Genomic DNA, 26,060 nt, shown 5'->3' on the forward strand with positions numbered 1-26,060 from the left:
TTTCCCAGCTCAATCAGTGAGCTTCGTCCCAATTCGCGCCAATACCCACTTCGACCAGCAGCGGAACATCCAGTTGCGCCGCACGGCTCATGTGCCCGCGAATTTCATCTTTGACCTGCTCGACCAAATTCTCACGCACCTCCAGCACCAGTTCATCGTGCACCTGCAGGATCACGCGCGCATCCAGGCCGCTCTGGCTAAGCCAGTTGTCGACGTTGACCATCGCCCGCTTGATGATGTCGGCCGCCGTGCCCTGCATCGGCGCGTTGATCGCCGTGCGCTCGGCGCCTTTGCGCAGGGCCGGGTTCTTGGCATTGATATCGGGCAGGTACAGGCGCCGGCCGAACAGGGTTTCGACGAAACCTTGCTCGGCGGCCTGGGCGCGGGTGCGCTCCATGTAGGCCAGCACGCCCGGGTAGCGGGCGAAGTAGCGGTCGATGTAGTCCTGGGACTGCTTGCGATCGACGCCGATCTGCTTGGCCAGGCCAAACGCGCTCATGCCGTAGATCAGGCCGAAGTTGATGGCCTTGGCACTGCGCCGCTGGTCGGTGGTCACCGCTTCCAGGGCGACGCCGAACACTTCCGCCGCAGTGGCGCGATGCACGTCCAGGTCGTTGCGGAAGGCGTGCAGCAAGCCTTCATCCTTGGCCAGGTGGGCCATGATGCGCAGCTCGATCTGCGAATAGTCCGCCGCCAGCAGCTTGTAGCCCGGGCTGGCGACGAAGGCCTGGCGAATGCGCCGGCCTTCGGCGGTGCGGATCGGGATGTTCTGCAGGTTCGGGTCGCTGGACGACAGCCGCCCGGTGGCGGCCACGGCCTGCTGATACGAGGTATGGATACGCCCGGTGCGCGGGTTGATCTGCCCCGGCAACTTGTCGGTGTAGGTGCTCTTGAGCTTGCTCAGGCTGCGGTACTGCATCAGCACTTCAGGCAGTGGGTAGCCTTGTTCGGCCAGCTCGTCGAGCACTGCTTCGGCAGTCGATGGCTGGCCCTTGGCGGTCTTGCTCAGCACCGGCATGCCCAGCTTGTCGTAGAGGATCGTGCCCAGTTGCTTGGGCGAACCCAGGTTGAATTCCTCACCGGCCAGCTCGAAGGCGCGGCGCTCCAGCTCGGCCATCTTCACCCCCAGCTCGCCACTTTGCACCTGCAGCAGCGCGGCATCGACCAGCGCGCCCTGGCGCTCGATCTTGGCCAGCACCGGCACCAGCGGCATCTCGATGTCCATCAGCACCGGCTGCACGCTCGGCGTCTTGGCCAGGCGCGCCTGCAGGGCCTGGTGCAGGCGCAGGGTGATGTCGGCGTCTTCGGCGGCGTAGGGGCCGGCCTTTTCCAGGTCGATCTGGTTGAAAGTCAGCTGCTTGGCGCCCTTGCCGGCGATGTCCTCGAAGGCGATGGTGGTGTGGTCGAGGTACTTCTGCGCCAGGCTGTCCATGTCGTGGCGGGTGGCGGTGGAGTTGAGCACGTAGGACTCGAGCATGGTGTCGTAGGCCACGCCGCGCATCTCGATGGCCGGGCTGCCATTGGCCAGGATGTTGATGTCGTACTTGGCGTTCTGCCCGACCTTGTCCTTGGCCGGGTCTTCCAGCAGCGGCTTCAACGCCAGCAGCACGGCCTCGCGGTCCAGTTGGGCAGGCGCGCCCTCGTAGTCGTGGCCCAGCGGCACGTAGGCGGCTTCATGGGCATCGACCGCGAACGACAGGCCGACCAGCTGCGCCTGTTGTGCATCGAGGCTGGTGGTTTCGGTGTCGAAGGCGAACAGCGGCGCCTGGCGCAGCTTCTCCAGCCAGGCGTCGAAGCGGGCCTGGTCGAGAATGGTCTCGTACTTGGGCTCGACCTTGGCGGCCGGCTCCTCGGCCGGGGCGATCTCATCGCCGGCCCTGGCCGCATCGCGCTGCACGTCGGCGATCCAGCTCTTGAACTCCATTTCGGTGTACAGCGCCAGCAGGGCCTCGCGGTCCGGCTCGCCGCACACCAGCGCGTCCACTTCGATATCCAGCGGCACATCGACCTTGATGGTCGCCAGTTCGTAGGACAAGAACGCCGCGTCGCGGTGTTCCTGCAGCTTGGCGGGCAGGGTCTTGGCACCCCGGATGGCCAGCGTCGGCACCTTGTCGAGGTTGGCGTAGAGGTCGCTGAGGCCGCCGCCGATACCGGTCAGCAGGCCGACCGCGGTCTTCTCGCCCACGCCAGGCACGCCTGGGATGTTGTCGACCTTGTCGCCCATCAGGGCGAGGAAATCGATGATGTGCTCCGGGCCCACGCCGAATTTTTCGTGCACGCCGGCAACGTCCAGCACGCTGCCGGTCATGGTGTTGACCAGGGTCACGTGGCCGTCCACCAGCTGCGCCATGTCCTTGTCGCCGGTCGAGATGATCACCGGCCGGCCCATGGCTGCGCTGCTGCGCGCCAGGGTGCCGATCACGTCGTCCGCCTCCACGCCCTCGACGCACAGCAGCGGGTAGCCCAGCGCCTTGACGCTGGCGTGCAAAGGCTCGACCTGGACCCGCAAGTCGTCGGGCATGCTCGGGCGGTTGGCCTTGTATTCGGCGAACATGGCGTCGCGGAAGGTGCCGCCCTTGGCGTCGAACACCACGGCGAACAGGCTGTCGGGGTACTGTTTGCGCAAGCTCTTGAGCATGTTCAGCACACCCTTGACCGCGCCGGTGGGCATGCCCTTGGAGGTGGTCAGCGGCGGCAGCGCGTGGAAGGCGCGATAAAGGTAGGAGGAACCGTCCACCAGGACGAGGGGCGCTTGGCTCATGAGCAGAATCAACCTTTTCGGCGGGTCCGGAGCTAGAATAGCCGGATCAATGACGACAAAGGGACAAGGTTATCATGCGTACACTCAATCGCCTGTTACTGCTCGGCCTGTTGGCAACCATGCCAGTCGTCACCCTGGCGGCGGACGACGCCCCCTCGGCAGATCCCGAGGTGACCATTCGCACGGAAGGCGACAAAACCATCCAGGAATACCGGCAGAACGGCTTCCTGTATGCGATCAAGATCACGCCGAAAAACGGCAAGCCTTATTTTCTGGTACGCGCCGATGGCTCTGATGGCAATTTCATTCGTTCCGACCAGCCGGACATGCTGATCCCGTCCTGGAAGATCTTCGAGTGGTAATCTGACGCGTATCGTTCACATCAACCCGGCACTTCCCGGCGGAAGTGCCCGTATGGGCATTTTTTCATCATGTCAGTCTTCACCCCCGTGACCCGGCCTGAGCTGGAAACCTTTCTGGCGCCTTACGAGCTGGGCCGTCTGCTCGACTTCCAGGGCATTGCCGCCGGCACCGAAAACAGCAACTTCTTCGTCAGCCTCGAACAGGGGGAGTTCGTCCTGACGCTGATCGAACGCGGCCCCAGCGAGGACATGCCGTTCTTCATCGAGCTGCTCGACACCCTGCACGGCGCCGACATGCCGGTGCCCTATGCCATCCGCGACCGCGACGGCAACGGCCTGCGCGAGCTGTGCGGCAAGCCGGCGCTGCTGCAGCCGCGGCTGTCGGGCAAGCACATCAAGGCGCCGAACAACCAGCACTGCGCCCAGGTTGGCGAGCTGCTGGCGCACATCCACCTGGCCACCCGCGACCACGTCATCGAACGCAAGACCGACCGTGGCCTGGACTGGATGCTGGCATCCGGCGCCGAGCTGATGCCGCGCCTGAGCGCCGAACAGGTGGCGCTGCTGCAGCCGGCACTGGCTGAAATCACCGCGCACAAGGCGCAGATCCTGGCCCTGCCACGGGCCAACCTGCATGCCGACCTGTTCCGCGACAACGTGATGTTCGAGGGCACCCACCTGACCGGTGTGATCGACTTCTACAACGCCTGCTCGGGCCCGATGCTGTATGACATCGCCATCACCGTGAACGACTGGTGCCTGGATGAGCAGGGCGCAATCGACCTGCCACGCGCCCAGGCGCTGCTGGCGGCCTACGCGGCGCTGCGGCCGTTTACGGCAGCCGAGGCCGAGCTGTGGCCGGAAATGTTGCGGGTAGGCTGTGTGCGCTTTTGGCTGTCGCGCCTGATTGCCGCGGAATCGTTTGCCGGGATGGATGTGATGATCCATGACCCGAGCGAGTTCGAGGTGCGCCTGGCGCAGCGTCAGCAGGTGGCCTTGAAGCTGCCGATCGCGCTCTGAGCGTAGCGGCCCTATCGCCGGCAAGCCGGCTCCCACAGGTTGATCACGCCCCGCAATGACGGTGCAGTACCTGTGGGAGCCGGCTTGCCGGCGATAGGGCCAGCCCAGCCATCACAACTGCTCCAGGCACCCCGCCAAATCGCTGCCCAGTTTTTCCAGCAAGCGCTCATAGCCCTTGGCATCCACCGGGTCGGTACCGCCCAGGGCATCCAGCTCCGCCAAGCGCACCGGCAACCCGGCCGTCAGCGTCTCGGCCAAGCGCGGACGCAGCGGCGGCTCACTGAACACACAGGTCTTGCCCACTTCCTGCAGGCGCTTGCGCATGGCCGCCACGTGCTGCGCGCCAGGCTGCACTTCCGCCGCCACGCTGAACACGCCGGTGTGCTTCAGGCCATAGGCAGACTCGAAGTAGTCGAACGCTTCGTGGAACACGAAATAAGGCTTGTCGGCGATGCCGGCCACTCGCGCTTTGATGCGCGCATCCAGGCCATCGAGGCGCTCGGTGAAAGCCTTCAAGTTGCTCTGGTAACGCGCCGCGTTGGCCGGGTCGGCCGCCGCCAGGTCCGCCGCCATCTTCGCCGCGATCACCCGCGCGTTGAGCGACGACAGCCACAGGTGCGCATCCAGGCTGCCCGGGCGGTGGTCGTGGTCATGCTCGTCCGCGTCGTCTGCCTCGTGGGAATGGCTGTCCTCGCCGAAATGGCGCAGCTGCAGGCCAGGCAACGCCTGCACGGCGACCGTTGGCTTGCTGCGGCTGCCCAGCACCCGCGGCAGGAAGTTCTCCATGTCGGGACCGATCCAGTACAGCAGGTCGGCATCGCCCACCTTGCGCACATCGGAGGGGCGCAGCGCATAGTGGTGCGGCGAGGCGCCCGGCGGCAGCAGCACGTCAGGGCTGCCGACACCGTCCTGCACCGCGGCGGCGATCTGCTGCAACGGCTTGATACTGGTCAGCACGCGCACGTCGGCCTGCGCCGAGCAGGCGATGAATGCGACAAAAAGCACAAGGAATCGGGACACGATGAATACTCGACTCGTCAGAAACAGGTAACATAATAACGTCTCCATCCAGAACCGTCGCTGCCCATGTCCATCACGCCGCTGGCTCACCGTCCCCACGATCACTCCCATTGCGTGCACAGCGCCCTGGCCGAAGCCGACGCCTTGTGCGCCCGCCAGGGCCTGCGTCTGACCGCGCTGCGCCGCCGCGTGCTGGAACTGGTGTGGCAGAGCCACAAGCCGCTGGGCGCCTACGACATTCTCGCCGTGCTCAGCGAGCAGGATGGCCGCCGCGCCGCGCCGCCCACGGTGTACCGCGCCCTCGACTTCCTCCTGGAAAACGGCCTGGTGCACCGCATCGCCTCGCTCAACGCCTTCATCGGCTGCAGCCACCCGGAGCACGCCCACCATGGCCAGTTCCTGATCTGCCGCGTGTGCCACGTGGCCATCGAGCTGGAGCAGGACAGCATCAGCGATGCCATCGTCGCCAGCGCCAAGGGCGTGGGCTTCACGGTCGAGACGCAGACGGTGGAAATCGTCGGCCTGTGCGGCAACTGCCGGAGCGCGGCATGAGCGACGCCCTGATCCGCCTCGAGCAGGTCGGCGTCACCTTTGGCGGCGAGGCGGTGCTCGACAGCATCGACCTGGCGGTCGCTCCCGGCCAGATCGTGACCCTGATCGGCCCCAACGGCGCCGGCAAGACCACCCTGGTGCGTGCCGTGCTCGGGCTGCTCAAGCCGCACCGCGGCAGCGTGTGGCGCAAGCCGAAGCTGCGCATCGGCTACATGCCGCAGAAGATCCAGGTAGACCCGACCCTGCCGCTCTCGGTGCTGCGCTTTCTGCGCCTGGTGCCCGGCGTAGACCGCGCGGCAGCCTTGTCGGCGCTGCAGGAAGTGGGTGCCGAGCAGGTGATCGACAACCCGATCCAGACCATTTCCGGTGGCGAGATGCAGCGTGTGCTGCTGGCCCGGGCGCTGCTGCGCGAACCGCAGTTGCTGGTGCTGGACGAGCCCGTGCAGGGCGTCGACGTGGTCGGCCAGACCGAGCTGTACAACCTCATCACCCGCCTGCGCGACCGCCACGGCTGCGGCGTGCTGATGGTCTCGCACGACCTGCACCTGGTGATGAGCGCCACCGACCAGGTGGTGTGCCTCAACCGCCATGTGTGCTGTTCGGGCCACCCCGAGCAGGTCAGCAACGACCCGGCCTTCGTCGAGCTGTTCGGCCAGAACGCCCCGAGCCTGGCCATCTATCACCACCATCACGACCACAGCCACGACCTGCACGGCTCGGTCGTCGCCCCTGGCGCCCATGTTCACGGAGAGCACTGCAAGCATGGCTGATTTTCTTCTCTACGCCTTGCTTGCAGGCCTTTCCCTGGCGCTGGTGGCGGGCCCGCTGGGCTCCTTCGTGGTGTGGCGGCGCATGGCCTATTTTGGCGACACCCTGTCCCACGCCGCCCTGCTGGGCGTGGCCCTGGGCTTCGTGCTGGATGTCAGCCCGGCGCTGGCGGTCACCGTCGGCTGCCTGTTGCTGGCCATCCTCCTGGTGACCTTGCAGCAGCGCCAGCCACTGGCCTCGGACACGCTGCTCGGCATCCTCGCGCCCAGCACCCTGTCGCTGGGCCTGGTGGTGCTGAGCTTCATGAAGGACGTGCGCATCGACCTGATGGCCTACCTGTTCGGCGACCTGCTGGCGATCAGCCCTGGCGACCTGGGCTGGATCCTCGGCGGCAGCGCCCTGGTGCTGCTGTTGCTGGCCGCATTGTGGCGGCCGCTGCTGGCAATCACCGTGCACGAAGAGCTGGCCATGGTCGAAGGCCTGCCGGTGGCCGCCCTGCGCATGGCATTGATGCTGCTGATTGCCGTGGTGATCGCCGTGGCCATGAAGATCGTCGGCGTGCTGCTGATCACCTCGCTGCTGATCATCCCGGCGGCTGCGGCGCAGCGCCACGCCCGCTCGCCCGAGCAGATGGCACTGGGTGCCAGCCTGCTGGGCGTGACCGCGGTTTGCGGGGGCCTGGCCATGTCCTGGTTCAAGGACACCCCGGCCGGCCCGTCGATCGTGGTCTGCGCGGCAGTGCTATTCTTGCTGAGCCTGGCCCTGCCAAAACGCTGAAAAGCGGGGTGCGCATCGGCGTGCCCTGCAACCTTTTCGCGGGTAAAGGGTCTGTAAGACCTGTTTTCGAGCGTGCGCACCTGGGTGTAGACTTGCTCGCTTTTTGCGCAAATAGAGAGTCGCAGGAATGAAGCCGTTCGCATCCCGTTATCTGCTTGTTGCCGCGTTTTCCCTGTTCCTGGCCGCCTGTTCCAGTGCGCCGGTGGAGCAGGCCAGTGCACCTGCCCAAGCCGATGCCTGGCAGCAGCTGCAGCAGAATATCGCCAGCAATGAGCTGGCCACCGCCGAAGACCAGCTGGCTGCCTTGCAGGCCCAGTCGCCGAACGACGCGCGCCTGGAGCAATACCAGCGCCAGTTGGCCGAGGCCTACCTCAAGCGCAGCCAGATCGTGCTGCAAAAAGGCGATGTCAACGCCGCCGCAACCGCGCTGGCGCGCGCCCGTGCGCTGATGCCGCAGGCCCCGGCAGTTACCGGCGGCGACGCCGTTGGCCAGGCCCGCAAGGCCGAGCTGGAGAAAGCCGAGGCGGCCTTGAAAGCTGCCGAGGCCAAGCCCCAGGCGCGGGTGATCGACCCAACGGCGCCGAGCACGGTGATCGCGCTGAAGACCACCGACATCGCCGCCATGCGCCGCCAGCTCGATGAAATTGCCAAGGATGTGGTGAATTACCAGTGCGAGGTGGTGTTCCAGGTGCCGCGCACCGAGGACGCGCCGTGGCTGAAGAACCTGCTGGAGAAGCGGGTGCACAAGATCGACAGTGGCTTCAAGCTGAAGCAGAAGCATGAGATTCAGCGCAAGATGCCGGCTCAGGTGGTATTGGTCCCACATCAGCGGTGACGTTTCAGGGCCTCATCGCCGGCAGGCCGGCTCCCACAGAGAGCTCCACAGGCCCTCGAGACCTGTGGTTGGCCCTGTGGGGGCCGGCTTGCCGGCGATGAAGGCGCCGCCGATCAGGCAGGCACAGCCTCTGCAGCCGCCTCCCGCTCCCACACCCGATGCCCTTCCACTGCTTTGACAAAGGCATCCACGGCCTTCTGCTCATCCCCCAGCAGCAACCCCTTGTCTTCCTTGAGCCCCAGGCTGTCGAGCAATGCCTTGGCATCCTTGGCCAGCATGATCGCCTTCAGGTGCTTGTAGCCCTCGAGCAGGAAATGCTTGGCCACGCCGCTGGCGCTCAACGCATCGATCGAGGCCTTGCCGCCCGCGACGACGATCCCGTCGAACATCACCGAAGGCATCCCTTCGATCGAGGCATCCACTTTCAACGGCTTGCCATCGGCCATCTTCACAGGCGCCGAAGTAGGCCCCAGCAGCATCGGCCGCGCGCTCTTGGCCTCAAGCGCCTTGACCAGCCTGTCGACACTGGCTGCATCCACGCCATCGGCCACCAGCACGGCAATCTTGCGCCCCTTGATGCCCACATCGCCGGGGTGGTTCATCTGGCTCAAAGCCTTGGACTGCGCGGGTTTGCTGCCTTTTACCTGGACCGTGCCCTGCTTGGGCGCCGGTAGCCCCAGGTTGGCCGCCACCGCCGCCGCCAGCTTCAGGTCGATGTTGGCCAGGATCTCGTTCACCTGGCGAGCCCGGATCGCCTCGCGCTCCACCTTGCCCAGCTCGAAGCTGTAGGCCTTGATGATGTGCTGCTGCTCGGTCGGGCTCATGCTCTGGAAGAACAGCCGCGCCTGGGAGAAGTGGTCGCCGAACGACTCGCTGCGCTGGCGAATCTTGTGCGCCTCGATGCGCTCCTGGTAGCTCTCGAAGCCGCCATCCTGCGCGGCGGGTGGGGTTTCTTTCGGCCAGCCGCCATCGATCGAATTGGGCTCGTAAGACGCGCGCCCCTTGTCGATGGTCATGCGGTGCATGGCATCGCGCTGGCTGCTGTGGTTGGGCGCCACCGGCCGGTTGATCGGGATTTCATGGAAGTTCGGCCCGCCCAGGCGGCTGATCTGGGTATCGGTGTAGGAGAACAGCCGGCCCTGCAGCAGCGGGTCGTTGCTGAAATCGATGCCCGGCACGATATGCCCGGGGCAGAAGGCCACCTGCTCGGTTTCGGCGAAGAAGTTGTCCGGGTTGCGGTTGAGCACCATCTTGCCCAGCGGCGTCACCGGCACCAGCTCTTCGGGGATGAGCTTGGTGGGGTCGAGCAGGTCGAAGTCGAACTTGTGCTCGTCGGCCTCCGGCACGATCTGCACGCCCAGCTCCCATTCCGGGTAATCGCCGGTTTCGATCGCGTCCCACAGGTCGCGGCGGTGGTAATCGGTGTCCTTGCCGGCCAGCTTCTGGGCTTCGTCCCAGAGCACCGAATGCACGCCCTGGCGCGGCTTCCAGTGGAACTTGACGAAGCTGGCCACGCCTTGGGCGTTGATCAGGCGGAAGGTGTGCACGCCAAAGCCCTCCATCATCCGCAGGCTGCGCGGGATGGCGCGGTCGGACATGGCCCAGATGACCATGTGCGCCGATTCCGGCACCAGCGAGACGAAGTCCCAGAAGGTGTCGTGGGCCGAGCCGCCGGTGGGCATCTCGTTGTGCGGCTCGGGTTTGACCGCATGCACGAAGTCGGGGAACTTGATCGCATCCTGGATGAAGAACACCGGCATGTTGTTGCCAACCAGGTCGAAATTGCCCTCATCGGTGTAGAACTTCACGGCAAAACCGCGCACATCGCGCACCGTGTCACCCGAGCCGCGCGGCCCCTGCACGGTGGAAAAGCGCACGAACACCGGGGTGATCTTCTGCGGGTCCTGCAGGAAACCGGCCTTGGTCAGCTCGGCATGGTTGCCGTAGCTCTGGAAGTAGCCATGGGCCCCGGTGCCGCGGGCGTGGACGATGCGTTCGGGGATGCGCTCGTGGTCGAAGTGGGTGATCTTCTCGCGCATGATGAAGTCTTCGAGCAGCGATGGCCCGCGCGCTCCGGCCTTCAGGCTGTTCTGGTTGTCGGCGACCTTTACCCCCTGGTTGGTGCGCAGCGCCTGGCCGGTGGCATCGCTGCGAAACGCCTCCAGGCTCTGCAGCTTGGCGTTGGTATTGGCCCGGTCGGGGGTCTGGGTGCCGGCGGCCTCGCTGTGCTTGGGCGCGTCCGTTTTCTTGCTGGGCATGGTCGGCTCTCCTCGTCAGTCATCAGGCGTGCCCTTGGTCGGGCTTGTTCAAGTAGTGACTGGAGGGCTTTGCCGAGCGTTCAATCGGGATTACCAGTTGTCGTGTTATGCCCGATGGATTGGTCCGTTACGAAATAAATGCTAAGAACAACTATGGGAAAAGGCTAAAATGCGCCACCCCAGCCAACCGCTGACCCCAAATTCCATGCGCCCCACAAGGTTCGCTACGTGATCGAGTTCCAACATGTACACAAGACCTACCGCGTCGCCGGTAGGGAAATCCCCGCCCTGAACCCGACCAGCCTGGCCATCGAAGACGGCCAGGTGTTCGGCCTGATCGGCCATTCCGGCGCCGGCAAGAGCACCCTGCTGCGCCTGATCAACCGCCTGGAAGAGCCTTCCGGCGGCAAGATCATCGTCGACGGCGAAGACGTCACCGCGTTCAACGCCAACCAGCTGCGTGGCTTCCGCCAGCAGGTGGGCATGATCTTCCAGCACTTCAACCTGCTGGCGTCCAAGACCGTGGCCGACAACGTGGCCCTGCCGCTGACCCTCGCCGGCGAGCTGTCGCGCAGCGCAATCGACAAGCGTGTCAGCGAACTGCTGGCCCGTGTCGGCCTGCAGGACCACGCCAAGAAGTACCCGGCGCAGTTGTCTGGCGGCCAGAAGCAGCGCGTCGGCATCGCCCGCGCCCTGTCCACCAACCCCAAGATCCTGCTGTGCGACGAGGCCACCAGCGCCCTCGACCCACAGACCACGGCCTCGGTGCTGCAACTGCTGGCCGAGATCAACCGCGAGCTGAAGCTGACCATCGTGCTGATCACCCACGAGATGGACGTGATCCGCCGGGTCTGCGACCGCGTGGCGGTGATGGATGCCGGGCAGATCGTCGAGCAAGGCTCGGTGGCCGAGGTGTTCCTGCACCCGCAGCACCCGACCACCAAGCGTTTCGTCCAGGAAGACGAACAGGTCGACGAAGGCGAGCAGCGTGACGACTTCGCCCACGTGCCAGGGCGCATCATCCGCCTGACCTTCCAGGGCGACGCCACCTACGCGCCGCTGCTGGGCACCGTGGCCCGCGAAACCGGTGTGGACTACAGCATCCTCGCCGGGCGTATCGACCGCATCAAGGATGTGCCCTATGGGCAGCTGACCCTGGCCGTGACTGGCGGCGACATGGAAGCGGCGTTCGACCGCTTCAAGGCAGCTGACGTACATATGGAGGTACTGCGTTGATGGACGCCCTGAATTTCTTTGCCAACGTCGACTGGGCCGAAATCTGGCTGGCGACCATCGACACCATGATCATGCTGTTCGGCTCGCTGTTCTTCACCGTGCTGCTGGGCCTGCCGCTGGGCGTGCTGCTGTTCCTCTGCGGGCCGCGCCAGATGTTCGAGCAGAAGGGCGTGTACGCGCTGCTGTCGCTGGTGGTCAACATCCTGCGCTCGCTGCCGTTCATCATCCTGTTGATCGTGATGATCCCGATCACCGTGCTGATCACCGGCACCTCGCTGGGCGTGGCCGGTGCCATCCCGCCGCTGGTGGTGGGCGCCACGCCGTTCTTCGCGCGCCTGGTGGAAACCGCCCTGCGTGAAGTGGACCGCGGCATCATCGAGGCCACCCAGTCGATGGGCGCCACCACCCGCCAGATCATCACCAACGCACTGCTGCCGGAAGCCCGCCCGGGCATCTTCGCCGCCATCACCGTCACCGCCATCACCCTGGTGTCGTACACCGCCATGGCCGGCGTGGTCGGCGCCGGCGGCCTGGGCGACCTGGCCATCCGCTTCGGCTACCAGCGCTTCCAGACCGACGTCATGGTGGTCACCGTGGTGCTGTTGCTGGTACTGGTTCAAGTCCTGCAGAGCGTGGGCGACAAACTGGTGGTGCATTTTTCCCGTAAGTAACCCCAATGGGGTCGGCCCGGCCGACCCGTTCGGGGGCCGTCGCGGCCCTCACAAGGAGTGATTCATGAAGAAGCTGCTTGCTGTTGCTGCCGCTGTCGCGGCCTTCTCGGTCCATGCCGGTGACCTGACCGTCGCCGCCACCCCGGTGCCGCACGCCGAGATCCTCAACTTCGTCAAACCCCAGCTGGAAAAAGAGGGTGTGAACCTGAAGGTGAAGGAATTCACCGACTACATCCAGCCGAACGTGCAAGTGGCCGAAAAGCGCCTGGACGCCAACTTCTTCCAGCACCAGCCGTACCTGGATGAGTTCAACAAGGCCAAGGGCACCCACCTGGTCAGCGTGACCGGCGTGCACATCGAGCCGCTGGGCGTGTACTCGTCCAAGATCAAGAAGCTCGACGAGCTGCCGTCCGGCGCCACCGTGGTCATCCCCAACGACGCCACCAACGGCGGCCGCGCCCTGCTGCTGCTGGACAAGGCCGGGGTGATCAAGCTCAAGGACAACAGCAACATCCTGTCGACCGTGAAGGACGTTGCCCAGAACCCGAAGAACGTGAAGTTCCGCGAGCTGGAAGCGGCCACCATCCCGCGCGTGCTGACCCAGGTCGATATCGCCCTGATCAACACCAACTACGCGCTGGAAGCCAAGCTGAACCCGGAACAGGACGCGCTGGCCATCGAAGGCAGCGACTCGCCTTACGTCAACATCCTGGTTGCCCGCCCAGACAACAAGGACTCCGAAGACATGAAGAAACTGGCAGCAGCGCTGCACTCGCCTGAGGTGAAGCAGTTCATCACCGAGAAGTACAAGGGCGCTGTGGTACCGGCGTTCTAAGGCTTAGCATTTCGTTGCGCCCATCGCCGGCAAGCCGGCTCCCACAGGCACGTGTGGGAGCCGGCTTGCCGGCGATGCTTTTTGCGGCTTGCATCAATCGCGCTTGACCAGCCCCGGCAACTGCGCCACCAGCTTCTGGTTGTTGAACGGCGCGCGAATGAAGCCGCGCTGGCGCCCATCCGGCCCCACGACGGCCAGGTTGCCGCTGTGATCCACGGTATACCCAGGCTTGCTGGTATCGGCCGGAATGAACGGAATGCTCAAGGCATTGGCGAGCTTCTGGGTATCCTCGATCGACCCCGCCACCCCCACGAAATCCTTGTCGAAGTAGCCCAGGTACTGCTTGAGCTGGTTGGGCGTATCGCGATTCGGGTCCACGCTCACCAGCACCACCTGCAGGCGGTCGACGGCTTCCTTGGGCAGCTCGCTCTTCACTTGGCGCAGCTGCGCCAGGGTGGTCGGGCAGATGTCCGGGCAGTAGGTGTAGCCGAAGAACAGCAGCGACCATTTGCCCTTGAGGTCGTCCAGCTTCACCGGCTGGCCGTCCTGGTTGGTCATGGTCACATCCGCCACCGTGCGGCTTTGCGGCAGCAGGATGATGCCGGCGTCGATCAGCTCGGCAGGGTTGGGCTGGTTGCGGCCATTGAGCACCTTGTTGACGGTCAGGCCCATGATCAAGGCGACCACGGCAACGAGGATGAAGACGGTTTTCTGGGTTCGGGTCATAAGCTCAGCAACAAGTAGTGGTCAACGAGCAACGCGATGAACAGCGCGAACAGGTAGCCGATAGAGTACTTGAAGGTGCCGATCGCCGCGTGCGGCCGGCTGCCACGGTACAACACCCAGGCCCATTGCAGGAAGCGCAGGCCCAGGGCGAGGGCGCAGGCCAGGTACAGCGGGCCGCTCATGTGGATGGCATAGGGCAGCAGCGTCACGGCCAGCAGAATCAGGCTGTACAGCAGGATATGCAGCTTGGTGTAGCGCTCGCCGTGGGTCACCGGCAACATCGGGATATCGGCCTTGGCGTACTCCGCCTTGCGGTGGATGGCCAGGGCCCAGAAGTGCGGGGGCGTCCAGGCGAAGATGATCAGCACCAGCAGCAACGGCTCGGCACTGATGTGGCCGCTCACCGCCACCCAGCCGAGCAGCGGCGGAGCTGCCCCGGCCAGGCCGCCGATGACGATGTTCTGCGGCGTGGCGCGCTTGAGAAAGCCGGTATAGAGCACCGCATAGCCGAGCAGCGAGGCCAGGGTGAGCCAGGCGGTGAGGGCATTGGTGAACACCAGCAGCAGGGTCATGCCCAGCAGCGCCAGGGCCAGGGCGAACAGCAGCGCCGGCAGCGGCTCCACCCGGCCCTCGGCCAGCGGGCGTTTGTGGGTGCGCGCCATCAGCGCGTCGATACGCCGGTCCACCACATGGTTGACCACCGCCGCGCCGCCCGCGCACAGGCCGATGCCCAGGTTGCCGAACAGCAACACGTTCCAGCTCACCCCCGCGCGGGTGGCGAGCAGCATGCCCACCAGCGAGGTGATCAGCATCAGCACCACGACCTTGGGCTTGGTCAGTTCCAGGTAGTCGCGCCAGCCGGCACGCCGGGCACTCAGAAGCGTCGCCACGAGCCATTCCTCATGTGTTGGGAGACGGCCACGCCAGCGACCGGCCGCAGGCGCCAGCCCTGGCCGACGCCGACGCGCACCTTGTCGACCACGCGGATGCGGTAGTTGACCAGCACCATGCTCAGCAGCAGCAGTGCGCCGCCGGCGTTGTGCGCCACGGCCACCGCCAACGGCAGGTGCAGCAGCACGTTGCTGATGCCCAGCCCGACCTGCAGCGCCAAGGCGCCCAGCACCAGCCGCGACAGGCCCGGCAGGCCGCAGCGGTACAGCTTCCAGCTGAGCATCAGCAGCACCGCAGTGACCATCAGCGCACCCAGGCGGTGGCTGATATGGATGGCGGTACGTGCATCGCTGTCCAGTTGCCCGCCCAGGTAGTTGGGGCCCACGTGCTGAGTCAGGTGGAAGCCGTTGCTGAAGTCTGCCGCCGGCCACCACTGGCCATGGCAGGTGGGCAGGTCGATACAGGCGACCGCCGCGTAGTTGGCGCTGACCCAACCGCCCAGGGCGATCTGGCCGATCACCACCAACAGGGCCAGGGCGGCGATGCGGCGCAGGCTCAGGGGCAGTTTCGGCAAGGGCGCAAAGGCCCGGGATAGACGCAGGGATAACAGGAACAGCAAGCTCAGGGTGGTGAAGCCGCCAAGCAGGTGCGCGGTGACCACCTGCGGCCACAGCTTCAGCGTCACTGTCCACATGCCGAAGGCCGCCTGGGCCAGTACCACCCCCAGCAACAGCACCGGCAGGCGATAGGGTTGCCCCTCCCGGGCATGCCGGCGCAGCGCCTGGAAGGCCAGCAAGGCGATCACCACGGCCAGCGTGCCGGCGAAATAGCGGTGCACCATCTCGGCCCAGCCCTTGGCCGCTTCCACCGGGTGCTCGGGGAAGTTCAGCTCGGCGTGGGCCAGCTGGGCGTCGGTCTTGGGCACGCTGATGAAGCCGTAGCAACCTGGCCAGTCCGGGCAGCCGAGGCCCGCGTGGGTCAGGCGGGTGTAGGCCCCGAGCATGACGACCAGCAAGGCCAGCAGGGTGGCGAACACAGCAAGGCGAAATCCAGGTCTGGCCATGGCAGGCTCCTAGCCGATGTTGGACAGCTTGAGCAGGTGGCGCAGGTCGTCCAGCACATGCTTGCCGTTGACCTTGGCGTCGTAGCGCAGCACCAGGTTGCCGTGGGGGTCGACGATCCACAACTGCGAGCCGGGCTCGGCGACTTTCTGTGCATATCGCTGGGCGTCCATGGGGTAACGCTGCAGCTGCGGGTATTCACGCCCCAGCAGCGCCTGGTAGTCCGCGCTCAACGGCTGGGCAGCGGCCAGGGCATGGCTGGCCCGGCTGGCATCGCGGCCCAGGCCGACCTGGATCTGCCGGGCCAGGTACACCAGTTGCTGGCAGTCCGCGGCGCACCCGGCAGGTGCGCTGACCAGCAATTGCCAGCGCGCATCCTCGCCGGCGATGCCGATGTCGGCCCGGCTCTGGCCGTTGCCGATCATCGCGCCGTGGTAGCTGCGCCCGTCCGGCACCCAGAATTTGAGCTTGTACATGCTGGTGGCCAGGATCATCGGGCCAAGCACCACCAGGAGAATCAAAATCAGCTGCAAACGCCCGCGGGCCGTGGGTTTGCGACGTTCAGGCGGGTCCAGTGGAGTGGTGGCGGCGGCCATGGTTGTTCTCCTTTTTCCTGTTGTGCCAGCCGAAGTAGAGGTAGAGCAGCACCAGCGCCGTGGCCAGGGCAAACCACTGCACGGCATAGCCCAGGTGCTTTTCCGGGCCCAGGGCAACCACCGGCCAGTCCAGGCGGTAGCTGGCCGGGCCAGGCTCAAGGCGCAGTTCATGGGCAAAACCTTCGCGGTCCAGCTGCTGCCACAGCTGCTCAGGGTGAATGGCCGTCAGCAGGTGCGGCCACTGGCCGCCCTCCGGGTCCGGGCGCAGCTGGAAGGTATGGCCGGGCTCCACGTACACCGAGGCATCCAGGGCCAGCGCCTGGGCCGGGGTGTCGAAATGCACCGGCACGCGGCGGTCGGGCCATGCCAGCCAGCCGCGATTGACCAGCAGCCACAGGCCGCTGGGCTGATCGTGGAAGGGTTGCAGCAGCTCGACGCCGGCCTGGCCATCGCGCATGCGGTTGTCCAGCAGCAGGCTGTGCTCGGCATCAAAGCGCCCGTACAGGTGGACCCGGCGGAAGGCCGTGTCGTCGTTCTGCTGCAGCATGGCGGTGGCCAGCGGCGCGTCGGCACTGCGCTGGGCGTAGGTGTCGAGCAGCGCGCGCTTTTCATCGGCGCGGCCGAGTTGCCAGCAGCCCAGCGCAATCAACCCCGGGAGCAGCGCGAGCACCACCAGGGTCGGTATCCAGCCTGGGCGAAAGGGCCTCATCGCAGGCTCGCCAGGTCAATCGCTATACTTGTAGTCATCACTGCATCCCCCCGGAGTTGACGCCATGCTCAAGGCCGCGATTGTCCTGATGCTGTTGGCCACGGTTGCCAGCCTGTTCAGTGGCCTGGTGTTTCTGGTCAAGGACGATGAGAACTCCACCCGGCTGCTCAAGGCCCTGACCGTGCGTGTCACCCTGGCCAGCTTGACCATTGGCCTGGTGGCGTATGGATTCATCAGTGGGCAGCTGGTTTCTCACGCGCCTTTCTAGTCATGCATCTTGGGGCCGCTTCGCGGCCCATCGCGACACAAGGCCGCTCCTACAGCACATACACAAAGATGAACAACCCCACCCAGACCACGTCGACGAAGTGCCAATACCAGCTGGCGGCTTCGAAGCCGAAGTGTTTCTCCGGGTTGAAATGCCCGCGCAGGATGCGCACGAACATGACGATCAGGATGATCGTGCCCAAGGTCACGTGGGCACCGTGGAAGCCCGTGAGCATGAAGAACGTCGCGCCGTAGATCCCCGAACCCAGGGTCAGCCCCAGCTTTGTGTAGGCCTCGTGGTATTCGTAGGCCTGCAAGGTGATGAAGCTGATGCCCAGCAGGATGGTCAGCGCCATCCACAGCTTCAGCGCCCCACGATGGTCACGCCGCAGGGCGTGGTGGGCGATGGTGATGGTCACGCTCGAGCTGACCAGCAAGATGGTGTTGATCAGCGGCAGGTGCCAGGGGTTGATGACTTCCTTGGGCGGCGGGAACAGCTTGGGGTCCGGGGTGTGCAGCAGCGGCCAGGTGAATTCGAAGCTGGGCCAGAGCATGTGCGCAACGCCCTTGGCCCCCTCGCCGCCGAGCCAGGGCCCGGCCAGCACGCGCACGTAGAACAGCGCGCCGAAAAAGGCCATGAAGAACATCACCTCGGAGAAGATGAACCAGCTCATGCCCCAGCGGAACGAGCGGTCCAGCTGCGGGCTGTAGAGCCCCGCGCGGCTTTCCCTGACCACCGAGCCGAACCAGCCGAACAGCATGTAGGCCAGGAACAGCGCGCCGACGAAGAAGATCAGCGGCCCGTGGGAGTCGGGGTGGCCGGCCTTGAGGTCATTGAACCAGGTGCCCAGGCCGAACACCGTGATGAACATGCCGATGGTGGCGATGATCGGCCACTTGCTCTGCGCCGGAACATAGTAGTGCTCATGACTTGCCATTGCTGTTCTCCTTCCCTTAACGGGCGCTTTGGACGCCCTGGGCCGCGTTGTGGGCGACCGGCGGGTGGCGAGCGGTGATGTCGAACAAGGTGTAGGCCAGGGTCAGGTGCTTCACGCTGGCCGGCAGGTCGCGGTCGACGATGAAGCGCACCGGCATTTCGATGCGCTCACCCGGCTGCAGCACCTGCTGGGTAAAGCAGAAGCACTCGGTCTTGTGGAAATACGCCGCCGCCTCGGCCGGGGTGATGCTGGGGATGGCCTGGGCGCTCATGGGCCGATTGGTCGGGTTGTGGGCAACGAAGATCATCTGGTTGACCGCGCCCGGGTTGACCTCCAGCTGGTCGGCGGTGGAATAGAAATCCCAGACCATGTCGCTGGCGTTGGTGGACATGAACTGCACCCGCACCGAGCGCGTGGTGTCGCTGACCTGGCTGCCCTCGTACTGCCCGCCGGTCTTGCCGTTGATGCCGAAGGCCTTGCACATCACGTCGTAGATCGGCACCAGGGCGAAGCCGAAGGCGAACATCACCACGGTCAGCATCAGCAGGCGCAGCACCAGGCGTTTGAGCGGTTGGCCGTTCATGGGCGGTTACCTATTTCACTTCCGGCGGTGTCTGGAAGGTGTGGTAGGGCGCAGGCGAAGGGATCGACCACTCCAGGCCCTCGGCGCCATCCCAGGGCTTGGCCGGGGCCGGCGCGCCACCGCGGATGCACTTGATGACGATGAACAGGAAGAAGACCTGCGTGGCGCCGAAGATGAACGCGCCGATCGACGACACCATGTTGAAGTCGGCGAACTGCAGGTTGTAGTCGGGGATACGCCGCGGCATGCCGGCAAGGCCAACGAAATGCATGGGGAAGAAGGCCATGTTCATGCCGATGAACGACAGCCAGAAGTGCAGCTTGCCGAGGGTTTCGTCGTACATGTGGCCGGTCCATTTCGGCAGCCAGAAGTAGGCCGAGGCGAAGATGCCGAAAATCGCCCCCGGCACCAGCACATAGTGGAAGTGCGCCACCACGAAGTAGGTGTCGTGGTACTGGAAGTCGGCCGGGGCGATGGCCAGCATCAGCCCGGAGAAGCCGCCGATGGTGAACAGGATGACGAAGGCGATGGCGAACAGCATCGGCGTCTCGAAGGTCAGCGAGCCCTCCCACATGGTGCTGACCCAGTTGAACACCTTCACCCCGGTGGGCACGGCGATCAGCATGGTGGCGTACATGAAGAACAGCTCGCCGACCACCGGGATGCCGACCACGAACATGTGGTGGGCCCAGACGATGAACGACAGGAAGGCGATCGCGCCGGTGGCGTAGACCATCGAGGTGTAGCCGAACAGCGGCTTGCGCGAGAACGCCGGGATGATCGAGCTGACCGCGCCGAACGCCGGCAGGATCATGATGTACACCTCGGGGTGGCCGAAGAACCAGAACACGTGCTGGAACAGGACCGGGTCGCCGCCGCCGGCGGCGCTGAAGAAGCTGGTGCCGAAGTGGATGTCCATCAGCATCATGGTCACCACCCCGGCCAGCACCGGCATCACCGCAATCAGCAGGAACGCGGTGATCAGCCAGGTCCAGACGAACAGCGGCATTTTCATCAAGGTCATGCCGGGTGCGCGCAGGTTGAGGATGGTGGCGATCACGTTGATCGCGCCCATGATCGAGCTGATGCCCATCAGGTGGATGGCGAAGATGAAGAAGGTCACGCTGGCCGGGGCGTAGGTGGTCGACAGCGGGGCGTAGAAGGTCCAGCCGAAGTTGGGCCCGCCGCCGGGGCTGAACAGCGTCGAGACCAGCAGCAGGAACGCCGCCGGCAGCAGCCAGAAGCTGAAGTTGTTCATCCGTGGCAGGGCCATGTCCGGCGCCCCGATCATCAGCGGGATCATCCAGTTGGCCAGGCCGACGAAGGCCGGCATCACCGCGCCGAACACCATGATCAGGCCGTGCATGGTGGTCATCTGGTTGAAGAACGCCGGCTCCACGATCTGCAGCCCGGGCTGGAACAGCTCGGCGCGGATGACCATGGCGAACGAGCCGCCGAGCAGGAACATCATGAAGCTGAACCACAGGTACATCGTGCCGATGTCCTTGTGGTTGGTGGTCAGCACCCAGCGCATCAGGCCCTTGGCGGGGCCGTGCGCGTGGTCATGGCCGTGGGCGTGGTCGTCGATCACTGCACTCATGTCCTGTCTCCTGCAATCCACTGACTGCGGCGAATGGCCCGGCTCATTTCGCTTCTGCCTGCTTGAGCGCCAGCACGTCCTTCGGCGTGACCATGTCACCCTTGTTGTTGCCCCAGGCGTTGCGCTCGTAAGTGACCACGGCGGCGATGTCGACTTCCGAGAGCTGCTTGCCGAACGCCGCCATGGCCGTGCCCGGGCGGCCATGGAAGACCACGCTCAGGTGTTCTTCCTTAGGCCCCGTGGCCACCTTCGAGCCCTTGAGCGCCGGGAACATCGGCGGCAGGCCCTGGCCTTCGGCCTGGTGACAGGCCACGCAGGTGGTGTGGTAGATCTTGTCGCCACGCTCGACCAGCTCCTGCAGCGTCCATTCCTTGCTGGTCAGCTCCTTGAGCTTGGCCGCCTCGGCCTTGCGCTCGCCGAGCCAGGTGTCGTAGTCGGCCTTGGACTTGACCTCGACCACCACCGGCATGAAGCCGTGGTCCTTGCCGCACAGCTCGGTGCACTGGCCGCGGTAGATGCCGGGCTTGTCGATGCGCGCCCAGGCTTCGTTGACGAAGCCTGGGATGGCGTCACGCTTGACCGCGAACGCCGGCACCCACCAGGAATGGATCACGTCGGCGGCGGTCACCAGAAAGCGCACCTTGGCGCCGACCGGCAGCACCAGGGGCTGGTCGACCTCGAGCAGGTAGTGCTCGTCCTTGGGGGCCTTGTTGTGGATCTGCTCGGTGGGGGTGGCCAGGTTGCTGAAGAACTCGACGTCCTGGCCCAGGTATTTGTAGTGCCACTTCCACTGGTAGCCGGTGACCTGGATGTCGATGTCCGACTCGCTGGCGTCGTAGATGTCGATCAGGGTCTTGGTGGCGGGGATGGCCATGGCCACCAGAATCAGGAACGGGACAACGGTCCAGAGGATTTCCACCCAGGTATGCTCGTGGAAATGCGCCGCCTGCTGGCCGGTGGAACGCCGGTGCAGGACCATCGACCAGAACATCGCGCCGAACACCACGATGCCGATGATCACGCAGATCCAGAAGATGGTCATGTGCAGGTCGAACACGGCGTTGGAGACTTCCGTCGCCCCTGGCGCCATGTTCACGGTCCAGGCGGCGTTGGCCTGACCGAAAACCGACCACAACAGAAGGCCCATCCAGACATGTGGATGTCGCATCATTGCGGGTTCCCCTTTTAATTCTTGTTGTCCCGAAGGCATGGCCTGCGGCAAGCGGGAACGGCGGTCAAGACTGCCTGGCTTCGACGACCGAGCCCCTGCGAAAGCAGACGGGCCTCATCAACGAATCACGTTCAACCCGAGTATAGACACCGACCAATGGCACGCAACGCGAGGGGCGTAATGAACTGCACGAAATCGTGAAATGGCACGCAACGCGCGTGCTAGAGAGGGTCTGGCATAATGGTGGCACTTGGTTATACCCAACAGCGCACACGTTTGCGAGATTTATAACAAATGAGTCTTAGGTATTCGGTATACCGAGCTAATTTAGTGTCTTCCGTTTGAAACGTCTTGTCCCTGGAGTTGTCATGAACATCGCTGCTGTACGCGAGCAGATTAGCCAAGCCCACGATCACGAAGGCCGGACCGGCCAACTGAAAGAGCGTCTCGAGCTGCAACTGCCCCACCTGCACCCCTCGATCCAACTGCCTGAGCAGGACGCCCAGGGTACTTTGGCGCGCTTCGTCAGCGCTTACATCGACCAGGTTCCAGAACTGCTCGAGGCCGCCCACGAGGTAGCCCGCGAGGCTGGCATCGAGTCGCAGATCAAGCCGGTGCTGAAAATTGCCGAGGCTTATTTCCTGCAGCCGCCGAGCATGATGCAGGGCCATGTGGGCCTGGATTGCCTGCTGGATGAAGCCTACCTCGCCCATCGCCTGGTGGAGGAGGTGAACGACCTGTACATCCGCCACTTCCAGCAGCCGCTGATCCCCTTCGATACCACCCTGGCCAACCTGATCGCTCACCAGCTGATCGGCGAGACCTTCGCCAACCAGCTCGATGAGGTGGTGCACCATTCGGTGGACGAGATGCTCGATGACGAGAGTTTCGCCGCCGAGTCGGTGGAGGCCTACCGCGAGGCCCTGTGCAGCCCGCAAACCGGCGCAGCCTGGAAGCGCTGGCCGTGCCTGTCGCGCCAGCTCGGCGTGGAGCTGGGCCAACCCGCCTGACCGCTTCCCCGCCGCTCGCCTGCGGGCGGCGGGGCGCCGCGCGGTAATAGCACTTTCGAATCAGTGGCCAATAGTGGCAAAATGCCTCATACCCTGATTCGAGGCATGGATGCTTACGTCTTCGCGCTTTTCCTTGCGCCAAATGCTGTTCGGCCTTTCGCTGATACTGATCGCACTGCTCGACCCGATCGGCCTGGCCAGCTCCACCGATGAGGCTTCATCGCGCTGGCTGAACCGCTTGCTGGCGAACTGGTACGCCGATGCGGGGCAGCGCCAGGTCGTGGTGGTGCTGATCGACGACGAGTACCTGCAACAGAACGACACCTTCTGGCCGCTGCCCTATGCCGAGCAGAGCCGGCTGTTCAAACGCCTGCTGGCCTACCAGCCCGGGGCCGTGTTCATCGACCTGCTCTACAGCCACGACCATTCCCAGGCCACCCCCGGCCAGGCGCCGCGCGTGCAGAGCCAGGCGCTGGCCAACGTCTTCGAACGCTACTGGCAGCAAGGCATCCCGCTGATCGTGGCGAATACCGGCGTCGAGCGCGGGGCCCAGGGCGGGGTCAACACGTTGCCCAGCCTGGCCCAGGTCAGCACGCCGGCGCTGGTCAGCTGGAGCGGGTTCGGCAGCCAGTATCCGCTTGCCGTCAACACCGACCTGGGCGCCATGGAAACCCCGGCGCTGGTGATGTACCGCCAGTACTGCCACCTGCATGGCTGCCCCGAGCTGCCCGCCGACGCCCAGGCGGCAGCCCTTCGCCCGCCCATGGCGGTGCAGTGGGGCGTGCACCAGTCGCCGCTGCAGGCGCAGGTGTCGGACATCAGCGACTGCAAGGTGCCTGGCCTGTTCGATCAACTGCTGCAGGCGCTGTTCTGGAAACTGGGCAGCAACGCCCAGGCCAACTGTGCCTACAACCTGACCCTCAATGCCCGCGACCTCGAGGTGACCGACCCCGATGAGCAAGCCCTGCTCAGGCAACTGCTGCAGGGCAAGCAAGTACTGGTCGGCGCGCGCATCGCCGGTACCGGCGACGTCACCCAATCGCCCCTGCACGGCAAGGTGCCGGGGGTGTACCTGCATGCCATGGCGCTGGACAACCTGATCAACTGGGGCATGGGCTACTACCGCGCCACACCCAGCCTGCCCGGCAGCGTTTCGGTGGATGTCCTGGACGTTATCGAACTGGCCTTGCTGGGCCTGCTCACCTACCTCAAAGGCACGCTCGATGCGCCCCTGCTGGCCGGCAACGGCCGGCACGCCCGCCTGCGGCTCCGGCCACTGACCGCCTGGGCCCTGGTCGTCGTGCTGCTCGGCAGCCTGAGCGCCGGCCTGTGGCTCAACAACTTCACCCCCGCCAACGTGCTCGGCCTGTTGCTGCTGTCGATGACGCTGTTCAGCCAGCGCATCCAGGCCGCGATCGAAAGCGATGTGCCCGGCCGTTCGATTTTCTCCAGCCAAGGAACCCAGCGATGAGCAAGACCTTCCTATTCCTGTTTTCCCTGTTGTTCAGCCACAGCCTGCTCGCCGCCGGCCCCATGGTCGATGCCTTCCTCCAGGACCCGGTGCCGGTGCTCGATGACCAGGGCAAGTCGCTGCGCGACATCGCCCGCGCCAGCCTGCCCAAGCAGGCGCTGCCGGTGCTGCAGTACAACAAGGAGCTGGACCTGGTGCAGGTCGACCTGGGGAGTGAAAAAGTCTGGCTGGACCCAATGACCGTGCGCGTCAACCCGCCGCTGAACGTGGTCAAGCTGCCCTGCCAGAAACTCTCCAGCAGCCTTGCCGAGGATCACCAGAACAACTCCACCATCGGCTTCGGCGCCGGGTGTGCCAAATGAAGGGCATCAAGCGCATCGCCGCCGTGCTTGGCGCCGCCACCCTGGCCCAACTGGCCGGCTGCCAGACGCTCAATGGCGCCAATGATGCCTTCCAGAACCTGGTCGGCCCCTCGACCCAGTCGCGCCTGCAGGGCCGCTACCTGGACCAGCCCGAAGTTCATCAGTACTACCGCCTGGACCCACAGCATGCCGGCCAGCTGCGCCTGAGCTTCGATGGCCGCACATTGCCTGCAGACGAAATCCGCCAGCAGAACCTGGTGCAGATCCCCGAGCTTCAGGCCTACCTGCAACGCATCGTCGTGCGCCTGGCCAAGGGCTGGCCGGGCGAAGCGCCAGCGTTGCAGGTGCGTATCGTCGACAGCTACGCCTTCGGCCCCTCGGCAGACCCTTACGGCAACGTGTTCGTGCCCCTGGGCATGCTCGACAACGTCGAGAGCGAGGACGAGATCGCCGCCATGCTCGGCCACGAGATGAGCCATGTGCTGCTGCGCCATCACGACCGCCTGGCGGCGTTCCAGCAGCAGAAAGAGCTGGTGACCAACATCGCCAGCACCGTGGTGATCGCCGCCGTGGTCAAGAACACCGGCAGAAACAGCGCCACCGGCCAGTTCTTCAGCAAAGACCCGCAAGCCACGCAGAAGACCATCGGCAACACCGTGCTCTATACCGCGCTGGCCAACAGCTTCTCCGACAACGTCTGGAGCACGGCCTGGGGCCGTACCCAGGAAGACCAGGCCGACCTCTTGGGCGCCGACCTGATGGTGCGGGCCGGCTATGCACCGCGCGCCTCCAGCGTGAGTCTGCAGCGGCTGAACGATTTCCAGGGCAAGCAGAAGCCGCTGCTGAGCAGCTTCCTGCAAGAGCGCCAGCTGGCCGTGACCGAGTCGCTCAAGCAGTTCGACATCAACCGCACCACCCGCGAGATCCAGACCTTGCTCAACCAGGGCGTGGGTACCGCCCTGGCCTCCACGGGCCAGTACTTCAACCGCTCGCACATGTCGCCCGTGCAACGCGACGAGGAGCTGCGCCAGTACCTGCAACGCGAGTACAAGCAGCAGTCGCGGGCACGCGTGGACCGCCGCAGCTGGCCGCAGGTGCGCGACAGCGCCGCCGTGCAGCGCGCGTTGCAGGGCTACCGGGACGCCTATGCGGCCACTACTGCGCTCGATCAGAAAAAAATCCCCGAGGCCTCGACCTTCGTCACCCGCGCCCTGGCCTCGCCGGTTGCCGACCAGCCAGGCATCCGCCGCGCCGCCTTCAGCCTGCACATGGCCCAGGGCAAGAGCCGCGAGGCGCTGGCCGATCTGCAATCGATCCGCGACTGGACCCTGGCCAGCCCCTCGATCTACGACCTGATGATTGGCCACCACCTGCGCAACGGCGACCCGCAAGCTGCGCTGGCGATGATCGACAAGGCCGAGCGCACCCTGGGTTCGGAGGAGCTGTTCATCACCGAAAAGCTCATGGCCAACCGGCAGCTCAAGGCCGGCAACGAGGTGCAGGAGGTACTGCGCAAGTGCGAGCAGTACCCAAGCCGCAAGGAAGGCTGCCGCAAGCTGGTGCCGAAATCGGCGTGATGC

Annotated in this window: 26 protein-coding genes; 14 read left to right on the forward strand and 12 right to left on the reverse strand. The window is 65.1% G+C overall.

The annotated features are described in order from the left end of the window. Nucleotides 1-13 precede the first annotated feature (13 nt). The gene (polA, locus tag ACIPG5_RS08440) at nt 14-2,761 is read right to left on the reverse strand and encodes a DNA polymerase I (protein WP_401374282.1); all 2,748 of its coding nucleotides are present in this window, start codon (nt 2,759-2,761) and stop codon (nt 14-16) included. Between the two features lie 74 nt (nt 2,762-2,835). Between polA and ACIPG5_RS08445 the strand changes: the two genes are divergently transcribed. Together ACIPG5_RS08445 and ACIPG5_RS08450 are read left to right on the forward strand one after the other, a co-directional pair. Then, entirely contained in the window at nt 2,836-3,123 is a 288-nt protein-coding gene (locus ACIPG5_RS08445; RefSeq protein ID WP_013970316.1) for a DUF2782 domain-containing protein, read from the forward strand. Between the two features lie 69 nt (nt 3,124-3,192). Then, nucleotides 3,193-4,143 (forward strand): homoserine kinase, encoded by a 951-nt coding sequence (locus tag ACIPG5_RS08450; protein WP_176515943.1) that lies wholly within the window; start codon nt 3,193-3,195, stop codon nt 4,141-4,143. 111 nt (nt 4,144-4,254) lie between these two features. Here ACIPG5_RS08450 and ACIPG5_RS08455 read toward each other — a convergent pair whose 3' ends face one another. Continuing rightward, nucleotides 4,255-5,211, reverse strand: coding sequence for a zinc ABC transporter substrate-binding protein (locus ACIPG5_RS08455; protein ID WP_401374286.1), 957 nt, complete (start codon nt 5,209-5,211; stop codon nt 4,255-4,257). A gap of 18 nt (nt 5,212-5,229) precedes the next feature. Between ACIPG5_RS08455 and zur the strand changes: the two genes are divergently transcribed. The 4 genes from zur (at nt 5,230) to ACIPG5_RS08475 (ending at nt 8,095) form a co-directional block, all read left to right on the forward strand. After that, the gene (gene zur / locus ACIPG5_RS08460) at nt 5,230-5,715 is read left to right on the forward strand and encodes a zinc uptake transcriptional repressor Zur (protein ID WP_236236232.1); all 486 of its coding nucleotides are present in this window, start codon (nt 5,230-5,232) and stop codon (nt 5,713-5,715) included. Next, nucleotides 5,712-6,485, forward strand: coding sequence for a zinc ABC transporter ATP-binding protein ZnuC (gene znuC / locus ACIPG5_RS08465; RefSeq protein ID WP_176515949.1), 774 nt, complete (start codon nt 5,712-5,714; stop codon nt 6,483-6,485). Before zur ends, znuC begins: the two co-directional genes overlap by 4 nt. Next, complete coding sequence (znuB, locus tag ACIPG5_RS08470; RefSeq protein WP_176515951.1) at nt 6,478-7,260, forward strand: zinc ABC transporter permease subunit ZnuB; 783 nt, start codon at nt 6,478-6,480, stop codon at nt 7,258-7,260. The genes znuC and znuB overlap by 8 nt, the downstream gene beginning before the upstream one ends. Before the next feature lie 127 nt (nt 7,261-7,387). Next, a complete protein-coding gene (locus tag ACIPG5_RS08475; RefSeq protein WP_176515954.1) occupies nt 7,388-8,095 on the forward strand; it encodes a PA5502 family lipoprotein in 708 nt (235 codons plus the stop codon). Between the two features lie 113 nt (nt 8,096-8,208). Here the strand turns inward: ACIPG5_RS08475 and katE are convergent, their stop codons facing one another. Continuing rightward, nucleotides 8,209-10,353 carry a catalase HPII gene (gene katE, locus ACIPG5_RS08480; RefSeq protein WP_401374292.1) on the reverse strand — a complete coding sequence of 715 codons (2,145 nt, stop codon included), beginning with the start codon at nt 10,351-10,353 and terminating at the stop codon, nt 8,209-8,211. A gap of 228 nt (nt 10,354-10,581) precedes the next feature. Here katE and ACIPG5_RS08485 point away from each other — a divergent pair, with 228 nt between their 5' ends. The 3 genes from ACIPG5_RS08485 to ACIPG5_RS08495 all read left to right on the forward strand — a co-directional run bounded on the left by ACIPG5_RS08485 (nt 10,582) and on the right by ACIPG5_RS08495 (nt 13,095). After that, complete coding sequence (locus tag ACIPG5_RS08485; protein ID WP_176515959.1) at nt 10,582-11,589, forward strand: methionine ABC transporter ATP-binding protein; 1,008 nt, start codon at nt 10,582-10,584, stop codon at nt 11,587-11,589. After that, the gene (locus ACIPG5_RS08490) at nt 11,589-12,260 is read left to right on the forward strand and encodes a methionine ABC transporter permease (protein WP_176515961.1); all 672 of its coding nucleotides are present in this window, start codon (nt 11,589-11,591) and stop codon (nt 12,258-12,260) included. The genes ACIPG5_RS08485 and ACIPG5_RS08490 overlap by 1 nt, the downstream gene beginning before the upstream one ends. Before the next feature lie 64 nt (nt 12,261-12,324). Continuing rightward, on the forward strand, nt 12,325-13,095 hold the full coding sequence (locus ACIPG5_RS08495; protein ID WP_176515963.1) for a MetQ/NlpA family ABC transporter substrate-binding protein: 771 nt from the start codon (nt 12,325-12,327) through the stop codon (nt 13,093-13,095). Between the two features lie 93 nt (nt 13,096-13,188). Here the strand turns inward: ACIPG5_RS08495 and ACIPG5_RS08500 are convergent, their stop codons facing one another. From ACIPG5_RS08500 to ACIPG5_RS08520, 5 genes are read right to left on the reverse strand one after another with little or no spacing between them, the layout of a single operon-like run. Next, the gene (locus tag ACIPG5_RS08500; RefSeq protein ID WP_236193428.1) at nt 13,189-13,821 is read right to left on the reverse strand and encodes an SCO family protein; all 633 of its coding nucleotides are present in this window, start codon (nt 13,819-13,821) and stop codon (nt 13,189-13,191) included. Beyond that, nucleotides 13,818-14,711, reverse strand: coding sequence for a heme o synthase (gene cyoE, locus ACIPG5_RS08505; RefSeq protein ID WP_176511693.1), 894 nt, complete (start codon nt 14,709-14,711; stop codon nt 13,818-13,820). Before cyoE ends, ACIPG5_RS08500 begins: the two co-directional genes overlap by 4 nt. Further along, on the reverse strand, nt 14,696-15,775 hold the full coding sequence (locus ACIPG5_RS08510) for a COX15/CtaA family protein (protein ID WP_314616415.1): 1,080 nt from the start codon (nt 15,773-15,775) through the stop codon (nt 14,696-14,698). The genes cyoE and ACIPG5_RS08510 overlap by 16 nt, the downstream gene beginning before the upstream one ends. A gap of 9 nt (nt 15,776-15,784) precedes the next feature. Next, a complete protein-coding gene (locus ACIPG5_RS08515) occupies nt 15,785-16,369 on the reverse strand; it encodes a hypothetical protein (protein WP_401374299.1) in 585 nt (194 codons plus the stop codon). Further along, complete coding sequence (locus ACIPG5_RS08520; protein ID WP_176511696.1) at nt 16,335-17,078, reverse strand: SURF1 family protein; 744 nt, start codon at nt 17,076-17,078, stop codon at nt 16,335-16,337. The genes ACIPG5_RS08515 and ACIPG5_RS08520 overlap by 35 nt, the downstream gene beginning before the upstream one ends. 64 nt (nt 17,079-17,142) lie before the next feature. On the opposite strand from ACIPG5_RS08520, the gene ACIPG5_RS08525 reads away from it, so the two are divergent. Continuing rightward, nucleotides 17,143-17,346, forward strand: a complete 204-nt coding sequence (locus tag ACIPG5_RS08525; RefSeq protein WP_016394254.1) for a twin transmembrane helix small protein — start codon at nt 17,143-17,145, stop codon at nt 17,344-17,346. Nucleotides 17,347-17,395: 49 nt separating this feature from the next. Here ACIPG5_RS08525 and ACIPG5_RS08530 read toward each other — a convergent pair whose 3' ends face one another. The 4 genes from ACIPG5_RS08530 to coxB are packed head-to-tail and all read right to left on the reverse strand — an operon-like array spanning nt 17,396 to nt 21,637. Beyond that, on the reverse strand, nt 17,396-18,283 hold the full coding sequence (locus tag ACIPG5_RS08530; RefSeq protein WP_176511697.1) for a cytochrome c oxidase subunit 3: 888 nt from the start codon (nt 18,281-18,283) through the stop codon (nt 17,396-17,398). Between the two features lie 16 nt (nt 18,284-18,299). After that, a complete protein-coding gene (locus tag ACIPG5_RS08535) occupies nt 18,300-18,866 on the reverse strand; it encodes a cytochrome c oxidase assembly protein (protein WP_176511698.1) in 567 nt (188 codons plus the stop codon). Between the two features lie 10 nt (nt 18,867-18,876). Then, nucleotides 18,877-20,466 (reverse strand): cytochrome c oxidase subunit I, encoded by a 1,590-nt coding sequence (gene ctaD / locus ACIPG5_RS08540; protein ID WP_176511699.1) that lies wholly within the window; start codon nt 20,464-20,466, stop codon nt 18,877-18,879. A gap of 43 nt (nt 20,467-20,509) precedes the next feature. Further along, a complete protein-coding gene (gene coxB, locus ACIPG5_RS08545) occupies nt 20,510-21,637 on the reverse strand; it encodes a cytochrome c oxidase subunit II (RefSeq protein WP_176511700.1) in 1,128 nt (375 codons plus the stop codon). Nucleotides 21,638-22,005: 368 nt separating this feature from the next. On the opposite strand from coxB, the gene ACIPG5_RS08550 reads away from it, so the two are divergent. The 4 genes from ACIPG5_RS08550 to ACIPG5_RS08565 all read left to right on the forward strand — a co-directional run bounded on the left by ACIPG5_RS08550 (nt 22,006) and on the right by ACIPG5_RS08565 (nt 26,057). Further along, entirely contained in the window at nt 22,006-22,647 is a 642-nt protein-coding gene (locus ACIPG5_RS08550) for a hypothetical protein (RefSeq protein ID WP_176511701.1), read from the forward strand. Between the two features lie 109 nt (nt 22,648-22,756). Then, nucleotides 22,757-24,118 (forward strand): CHASE2 domain-containing protein, encoded by a 1,362-nt coding sequence (locus ACIPG5_RS08555; protein ID WP_176511702.1) that lies wholly within the window; start codon nt 22,757-22,759, stop codon nt 24,116-24,118. Continuing rightward, nucleotides 24,115-24,480 carry a hypothetical protein gene (locus tag ACIPG5_RS08560; RefSeq protein WP_176511703.1) on the forward strand — a complete coding sequence of 122 codons (366 nt, stop codon included), beginning with the start codon at nt 24,115-24,117 and terminating at the stop codon, nt 24,478-24,480. Before ACIPG5_RS08555 ends, ACIPG5_RS08560 begins: the two co-directional genes overlap by 4 nt. Beyond that, entirely contained in the window at nt 24,477-26,057 is a 1,581-nt protein-coding gene (locus ACIPG5_RS08565; protein ID WP_401374307.1) for a M48 family metalloprotease, read from the forward strand. Before ACIPG5_RS08560 ends, ACIPG5_RS08565 begins: the two co-directional genes overlap by 4 nt. Nucleotides 26,058-26,060: the final 3 nt, after the last annotated feature.

Origin of the sequence: Pseudomonas sp. NPDC087029 (assembly GCF_044745345.1) — a bacterium.
Taxonomy (GTDB): Bacteria; Pseudomonadota; Gammaproteobacteria; order Pseudomonadales; family Pseudomonadaceae; genus Aquipseudomonas; species Aquipseudomonas faucium.